This is a genomic window from Streptomyces sp. NPDC018964 (assembly GCF_044390325.1).
Lineage (GTDB): Bacteria > Actinomycetota > Actinomycetes > Streptomycetales > Streptomycetaceae > Streptomyces.
In genome coordinates, this window is record NZ_JBIRYZ010000043.1 from 21,428 (window position 1) to 28,371 (window position 6,944).

The 6,944-nt window shown below is 69.0% G+C and carries 5 protein-coding genes; all 5 read right to left on the minus strand.

The window, feature by feature from the left end:
- Positions 1-3: 3 nt before the first annotated feature.
- The gene (gene cas7e / locus ACH5AO_RS36515) at positions 4-1,155 is read right to left on the minus strand and encodes a type I-E CRISPR-associated protein Cas7/Cse4/CasC (RefSeq protein WP_398932378.1); all 1,152 of its coding nucleotides are present in this window, start codon (positions 1,153-1,155) and stop codon (positions 4-6) included.
- 14 nt (positions 1,156-1,169) lie between these two features.
- Complete coding sequence (casB, locus tag ACH5AO_RS36520) at positions 1,170-1,814, minus strand: type I-E CRISPR-associated protein Cse2/CasB (protein WP_398932380.1); 645 nt, start codon at positions 1,812-1,814, stop codon at positions 1,170-1,172.
- Positions 1,811-3,472 (minus strand): type I-E CRISPR-associated protein Cse1/CasA, encoded by a 1,662-nt coding sequence (gene casA / locus ACH5AO_RS36525; protein ID WP_398932382.1) that lies wholly within the window; start codon positions 3,470-3,472, stop codon positions 1,811-1,813. The genes casB and casA overlap by 4 nt, the downstream gene beginning before the upstream one ends.
- Positions 3,473-3,560: 88 nt before the next feature.
- Entirely contained in the window at positions 3,561-3,989 is a 429-nt protein-coding gene (locus ACH5AO_RS36530; protein ID WP_398932390.1) for a hypothetical protein, read from the minus strand.
- Positions 3,976-6,615, minus strand: coding sequence for a CRISPR-associated helicase Cas3' (gene cas3 / locus ACH5AO_RS36535; RefSeq protein WP_398932384.1), 2,640 nt, complete (start codon positions 6,613-6,615; stop codon positions 3,976-3,978). The genes ACH5AO_RS36530 and cas3 overlap by 14 nt, the downstream gene beginning before the upstream one ends.
- Positions 6,616-6,944: the final 329 nt, after the last annotated feature.

Here is a 6,944-nt window from a genome sequence, read left to right on the forward strand (position 1 = left end):
GGGTCAGCCCTTGGTGGCCGTCAGCAGCCGGGAGACGAAGTCGTCGAGAGTGGAGGCGATCTCGTTCTCGGGCATGCCGGTGAGGTCGGAGCCGACGGAGGCGATGGCGGTGTGGCGCAGCTGGGTGTCGCCGTAGAAGTTGCGGAGCTGTTGGAAGTGGTCGGCGAGGCGCTGGGTGGAGGCTGCCATCAGGTCGGGCACGTCGGTGACGGGGCTGAGGAAGGCGTTGGCCAGGTTCCATGCGCCGGTTTCGCGGACGACTCCGAGGAGTGTTTGCGGCATGGTGCGGGCGGCCATGGAGTTCTGCTTGCCGCCGGGCACGGCGTGGATGAAGGAGTACAGCCATGCGCGGGCGCTGCGGGCTACCAGGTCGGGGTCGTCGGGGAGGTTCGTGGCGAGCTGTTCGAGGTCAAGGTTGGCGTATCGGTAGAAGCAGGCGGCGTTGAAGTCGACGGTGCCGATCATGTCTGCTGCGGGTTCGGCGTCGGGGCGGAGGTCGTCGAGGGCGGTGTAGTAGTCGAATTCGTTGACGACGGCGTGGGTGGAGAGGGCGTGGGCGACCTGGGAGGCTGCGTTGACGTTGAAGTCAGTGTTGTCGGCGATCATGCGGCCGAACAGGGCGATGTCTGCGGCTCGGGTGCCGTCCAGGATGCGTTTGGCTTGTTCCTGGGCCTGCTTGGTCGGTTTCTTCGCGGCTGTCTTGCGAGTGGTCTTGTCCTGCTTCTCCTTGCGGTTTTTGGCTGCGGCCACGGCTTTGGCGAGGGTGTCCCACCGTTCGTCGCAGTAGTCGGCGAGCAAGGTTTGGGCGGGCTTGCCGACGTAGAGGAGGTACTTGGTCAGGCCGGTGGCCGTGTGTGCGGTGAATCCGATTTCCTCCAGGCCGGCCTGGCAGACCTCCACGGCCTGTTCTTCGTCGCGCCCTCGCTTCGCGAGGAGGGTGGCTGCGGCATCGCGCAGGCGCTTGGTTCGCACCCCCAGCTCGGAGGGGTCGAGGCCGTGCTGGGCGAGCAGGGTGCGTGCGGCGCGCTTGAGGGACTGGCTGGAGATGCGCGCCCGGGTGTGGCCGCCGAAGCGTGCGGTCTTGGGCTGCCCGAGGTCGTCCCGGTTGAGGTTGCTAACGGGGAAGGACTGCAGCAGGTGGAGTTCGATGAGCATGGTGGGTCTCCGGGTCAGGCGGTGGTGTCGGGGGTGGTCGGTTCGGGCTCGGCTTCGGTGTTGGCGGGGTGATGAGGGCGGCCGGCCCGGTGGTAGTCGCGGGCCCAGGTCAGGCGGATGCGCTGGCGGCGGTCGGCGTTGCGTCCGTAGGGGTCGTCGATGAGGAGGTCGACCAGTTCGTCGAGGAGGCGGTAGTAATCGAGGGGGATGCCTGCGGTGGCCAGGAGTTGTACGCATTGCCGCAGGTAGTGGGGAAGGGACGCGGTTTCGACGGAGACGAGTTGGGTGAAGCGGCGGTGCACGGAGTCACCGCGGTCCTGGGCGAGTCGGCCCATCGCGGTTCCGATGGATGTCCGACCGTGTGCGTCTTGGGGCTGTGCTTGGGGGTGCAGGGCGAAGAGGCCGGCGACGAGCAGCCAGATGTGCTGTTCGGTCTCGGGTGGGTCGAAGTCGAAAACCGTGCTGTAGGCGTCGGCTTCCTGGCGAGGGCCGGCGAAGCAGCGGCGCAGGCGGGCGAGCGTGCGGCGTGCTTCGGCGGCCGCGTGCCGGTTGTCAGAGGAGATCGAGCGGTTCAGGCGGTAGAGGTGGGTGACGAAGTCACGACGGCGCTGCCGGATGCCGTTCGGTGCGGGGGCGGTGGCGGTGCGGGCGGTCGTCATGCGTCCTCCTCGGGGGGTGCGCTGTATCGGGCGAGGCCGCCGCGGAAGGTGCGCTGCAGTTGGTGCCGTGCGAGTTGGAAGTCGTCGAAGTGGGCGCTCGCAGTGAGCAGCGAGCGGTCGCGGCGTGGGGCTCCTTGAAGCCACTGCCAGGCGGTTTTGTCGGCGAGGTCGGAGACCGCCTGCCCCCACCGTTCGGCTGGCGCGGTCTCGGATGTGCCAAGTCGTACGGCCTCGCCCAGTTCGCGCAGGAAGGCGGCGAAGGGGACGGCCAGCCGGGGCCAGTAGTGGATTTCCAGGTCAGTCGGTTTCTTTTCCTGGTCCTTGGTGAGTTCGCGGTGGAAGTCGGCGCTGTACTGGCGTTCCATCAGCTTGAGCTGTTCGCCGAGGTCATTGGCCAGGGAGACCGCGTAGCCGATGATGTAGCCCACGCGGGCGCTTTCGGCCCGCAGCAGTGCTACGGGTGCGGGTACGGCTTCCTCGTACCAGGCGTAGGTGTCGCCGCCCTGGTCTCCGAGTTGCTGTCCGAAGATACGCAGGGTGTAGACGGTTTCCTCGGCGATATGGCCGTCCTCGACGAGGTCGGCGATGTGGTCCAGTGCAGCGGGTCGTTGCCGCTGGGGCTCTTGAGCGGGCAGCGGGCCCTTGGCGCGCAGGCGGCCGCGCCAGCTGTTCCACCAGCGGGGGTCCGATGACAGCAGCAGTTCCTGGCTGTGCCGCCACACGCCGCGCAGTTCGTCCAGGGTGACCGCGCGGAAGTCGCCCTGCTTGTTGCCCTTGAGCCACGGGCGCCGGTAGGCGGCCATGGCCTCCCAGTCGACGAGGTCGCCTTCCATACGCGTGCCTGGGGTGAGGACCACACCGTCGACCAGGGTGGCGCCGGAGACGACGGTGGTGGACAGCAGGATGCGCCGAGCCGGCCAGGTGAGCAGATCGGTCCACCCCAGGGGGGCACGGGCATCAGGCTCGGGGGCCGGCGGCTGCGATGCCTCCCATACGGGGCGGTCCTGTGCTGTGGTGCGCGGGGGGAGTTCTGCTTCGGGCTGGTAGAGCTGCATGTTCAGCAGCAGCGTCTCGTGCAGGCTGGCGCCTTCGACCAGGACGCAGCCGAAGCGATTGCCCAGGCCGCCTTCCGCACTGCGCTCGGTGCGATAGGGCTGTTTGGTGCCGGAGGTGTCATAGGCCTGTGTGGTGATGAGCCAGCGGGCCGCCTCCGCCGGCTGCAGCAGCGGACGCTGGTCGGCGGTGGTGTGGTCGAACAGGGTCCGGTTGCTGCCCGTGGCCCGGTGCGCCACCAGTTTGGCCGTGCTGCCGGGCTCGTTGTCCAGGGCCGGGCACTGGAAGAACGGCCTGTCCGGATCGAACAGCTCGAAGCGGGGTAAGAATTTTTCCTGGTAGGTGGCCAGTTCGCGCTGGGGCAATCCTTCGTCTGCCCTCGCCTGCCACAGCTCGGCCCAGCGCGCCCCATCCAGCGGCTTGTACACCCGGTGAGCCAGCGCCAGCAGCAGCCGGTGCAACGCTGCGGTCATGGTGGGCGTGCTTCCTACCAACCTGCGGTAGCGGGCCGCTTGACCCAGGGCCTGCGCCAGCCCCACTTCCTTCCTGACGCCGTCCAGGCGTACCACCGGCAGCCACGGCTCGGTTAACAGATTGAACCCCACAGTGCGTAAGCCCCTCCCCCAACTGTCGTGCAGAAGGCGAGTCTGGCAAACGCCACTGACAACCGGGGCAGGATTCCGAGGAAAAGGATCATTCGCCGGTCACATCGGCGTGATCCACCCACAAGCCGCGGCCGGTGCGGTATCCGATACGAACGCCACCGAGCACCGCGCAGCCGTCCTCCAGGACAAGCGCGCGGCACCGCCGCAGCCAGGCACTGCCACGAAACAGCGGCGGCACGGCCATGCTTCGCAGGGCCTCGACCACCTCCGGACCGATGTCCTCGCCAACCTCCACGACCAGGGACGAGTCGAGCAAAATACGCACCGTCTCGTCGTCCACCGTCTCCTGTTCAGCCTGCAGATCCAGCGCCGCCCGGCCCGCGAGCGGCGCCACCAGGGGCGAGCCGGGCAGCCGGCGAACCAGGACGAGATGCACCGGCGGGCCCATCTCCTCCTCCAGGCCGGACGCGGCAGCCGCGGCGGCACCGTCATCCAGTCCCCAGTCAGCGTGCATCATCACGGCGGTAGCTCTCCTGCCGGGTACGGGACGCGCTGGTCGCCTTCGCAGTCAGTTCCCACAGCTGGACGTCGTCCCGCGGCTGCGGCAACCGGACAGCCTCAGCGCCCTGCTCCTTACGGGCGATACTCCGCCTCAGCTGTTCAGCCGCCTTCGCCCACTGCTTCTCCCAGCCCTCAGGACAGGCGAGCAGCTCATCGGGGCCGTAGACGAGGTCGACCAGATGCTGCACCTCGTCCGGGCAGTGAACCCGCTCACGCCCCTGCAGCAGGGCCCAGGTCCGCAGCAGAATCGCCTCGGCGTAGACGTTCGTCGTGTACCGCGGGAACACGATCTTCCCGAGTTTCTCCTCGACCCCGGTCAGGGCCAGCAGCAAGGACGGCCGGTTCTCACCGCGATCGTGCCGCTGGATGCGGCCCATCCGCTGAATCAGGCTGTCGATGGGCGCCACAGAGCTGATCATCACATCGAAATCCGCGTCCAGACCCTCCTCGAGCAGCTGGGTACCCACCACGATCGCCCGCCGCGGCCTCAAGTTCTCCTCCCGGTCGTCCGGGCGGCCGAACTTCGCGCGGATCTCCGCCTCGGCACGGGCGCGCTCTGCCTGCAGAAGCTTTGCGTGCAGCAGGAACACCTCGGGACGCTCCTCGACCGGCAACTGCTCCACGCGCTGGAGAATCTGCTCGTGCGCTTCAACGGCGTGCCGGACCAGGTTGTGCACAACGGCCACGCACCGCCCAGCCAAAGCCTGCTGAACAGCCCAGTCCGCTCGCGACTCAAAACCGACCCGCACCAGCTCCACGGGGCGATCGCGGTTCAGCAACGACGCCTCCACCCCCACCGTTTCCACCGCATCGCTCTCGGTGTCCGCCCACGCCACCCGCGGATACGCCCCCGCCTGCACCGCCGGCGCCTCGGCGTCGAGCGGTGTCCGGCCCGCCGCGCCCGCCCGCCAGCTCTCCACCAGCGCGTGCTGGCGACGGGCCGGAAGCGTCGCGGACAACAGGACGACCGGCACCCTCAGCCTGCCCAGCCACCACAACAGCCGGTCCATTAGCGTGGACATGTGCACGTCGTAGCCGTGGACCTCGTCGAACACCACGACCTTCCCCGACAGCCCGGCAAGACGCACGAACACATGGCTGGAGCGCAGTGCGGCCATCAGCGCCTGGTCCACCGTGCCCACCCCCAGCGGCGCCAGCAGGCCCCGCTTGTGGGCGAACCACTCGGCAGCCTCGCCGTCACCGTCGTCCTGGCCATCGACATCGACCCCGACCGGACGCAGCCCATCGGCCGCACCCGCCGACGCTCCGCGGTCCTTGAGGTAGTCACCCGCCGCGGAATGCAGCAGCCGCACCGGCGGCGCCGCCTCCCCCAACCCCGCCAGCAACTGGCCAACAGCATCGAACGCCTGATTGCTGGTCACCCGTGACGGCATCGCCACATAAAAGCCCCGCAGACCGAACCGGCGCACCAGAGTGGCCGTCGCCTGCAGTGCGGCTTTCGTCTTCCCCTCACCCGTCGGAGCGGCCACCACCACGATCCCCGGGCCCCGCATCCGGCCGACCACCGTCTCGACCGCCTCCTGCACCGGATGCGGCCGCTCCTCGAGCGGGAACAGAGCCCGAAACCCCGTCTCCCGTGGCGGCCGCCACGCCCGCCACGCCAACCGCTCGATCTTCCGCGCCTCGTCCCGCCGCGCCTGCCGCAGATACGCGGCCAGATCGACGCCCGTGCCGACGTAGTCCTTCTCCGGCCGCGCCGAGGCGATCCAGTCACTGACCGACGTCAGCCCCGCCAGCGCCACCACCGCCTCAGGACTCAGACGGACCTCGCGCCACGCCAGTCCCTCCGGCTCCGGCAGCCCCCACAAGGCGACGACCTGGCGCACCAGGTCATCGCAGAGGGCCGCCCACCACGGCCCCCCGTTGTCCCCCACCGCCTCCCGCGCCTGTCGCACCGACGCCGCCGACGGGATCACCCCGTGATGCCCGCCCAAAGCCCAAGCGATCGTGCGCGCCGTCGCCGGCACCGCCCCCCAGGCCTTGAGGATCCGTGTCATGTGGACCGCCGTCAGCAGACCGTGATGACAGTCCGTACGCGCCCCAGGCTCCCTCCACCGCGTCAACCGCCGGATATGCCCCGCCGCCACCGGCCCCATAGCCGGCGCGGCAATGTCCTCCCGCAGCCCCTGGAACGTCGGCGACAACTTCCCCAGATCATGCACACCACACAAAACCGACACCCAGCCCACCGCATCACCCAACGGACCGAACGCCCGATCCAGCTCGGCACGGCAACGCGGCCCCACCAACACATCCACCAGGCCCTCAGCCACCACCGCCGTATCCAGCGCATGACAGATCAGCGGATGCGGAACCCGCCCCCCACCCGCCTTCCCCCACCCACCCCGAACATCAACCCCACCACACTCCACACCATCCACCCACCCATCCAAACCCACCCACCACCCCCAGCCACACACTTTCGGCCCACCGCGACCACCCCCACACCACGGCCCCGCCCCACAACCGGCCGATAGAGTCACAACCAGCGAGCCCCACACCGCCCGCACCTTGACTCGACAACACACCAAAACCTCAACCAGCAACGGCCACTCACGCACTCCTCCGACAACACCGCCTCCCCGCCGACGCAGGGGTGTTCCGCGGAACGCGCTCGGCGCCCTCTACAAGCGCCGGTCCTTCCCGCCAGCGCGGGGCGTTCCGGCGCCGTCGGTCACGGTGGGCGGGGCATTCTGGTCCTCTCCGCCGACGCGGGGGTGCTCCGGCCTACGAGCGCATCGTCGCGGTACTGCTGCCGTCCTCCCCGCCGACGCGGGGGTGTTCCGCTCACCCTGGGGGGGGTGCCTCTATGTCCTTCGTCAAGGCACCCCTGTCGGTTTTGGGGTTATTTGGTCTTGCTGGGGTCATGCGGCGAGCTCAACGTCCGTGG

Bases quoted from the DNA above. Each gene is read 5' to 3' on its own strand.
- ACH5AO_RS36530 (WP_398932390.1), bottom strand. From the start codon at position 3,989: ATGATGCACGCTGACTGGGGACTGGATGACGGTGCCGCCGCGGCTGCC.
- casB (WP_398932380.1), bottom strand. From the start codon at position 1,814: ATGACGACCGCCCGCACCGCCACCGCCCCCGCACCGAACGGCATCCGG.
- cas7e (WP_398932378.1), bottom strand. From the start codon at position 1,155: ATGCTCATCGAACTCCACCTGCTGCAGTCCTTCCCCGTTAGCAACCTC.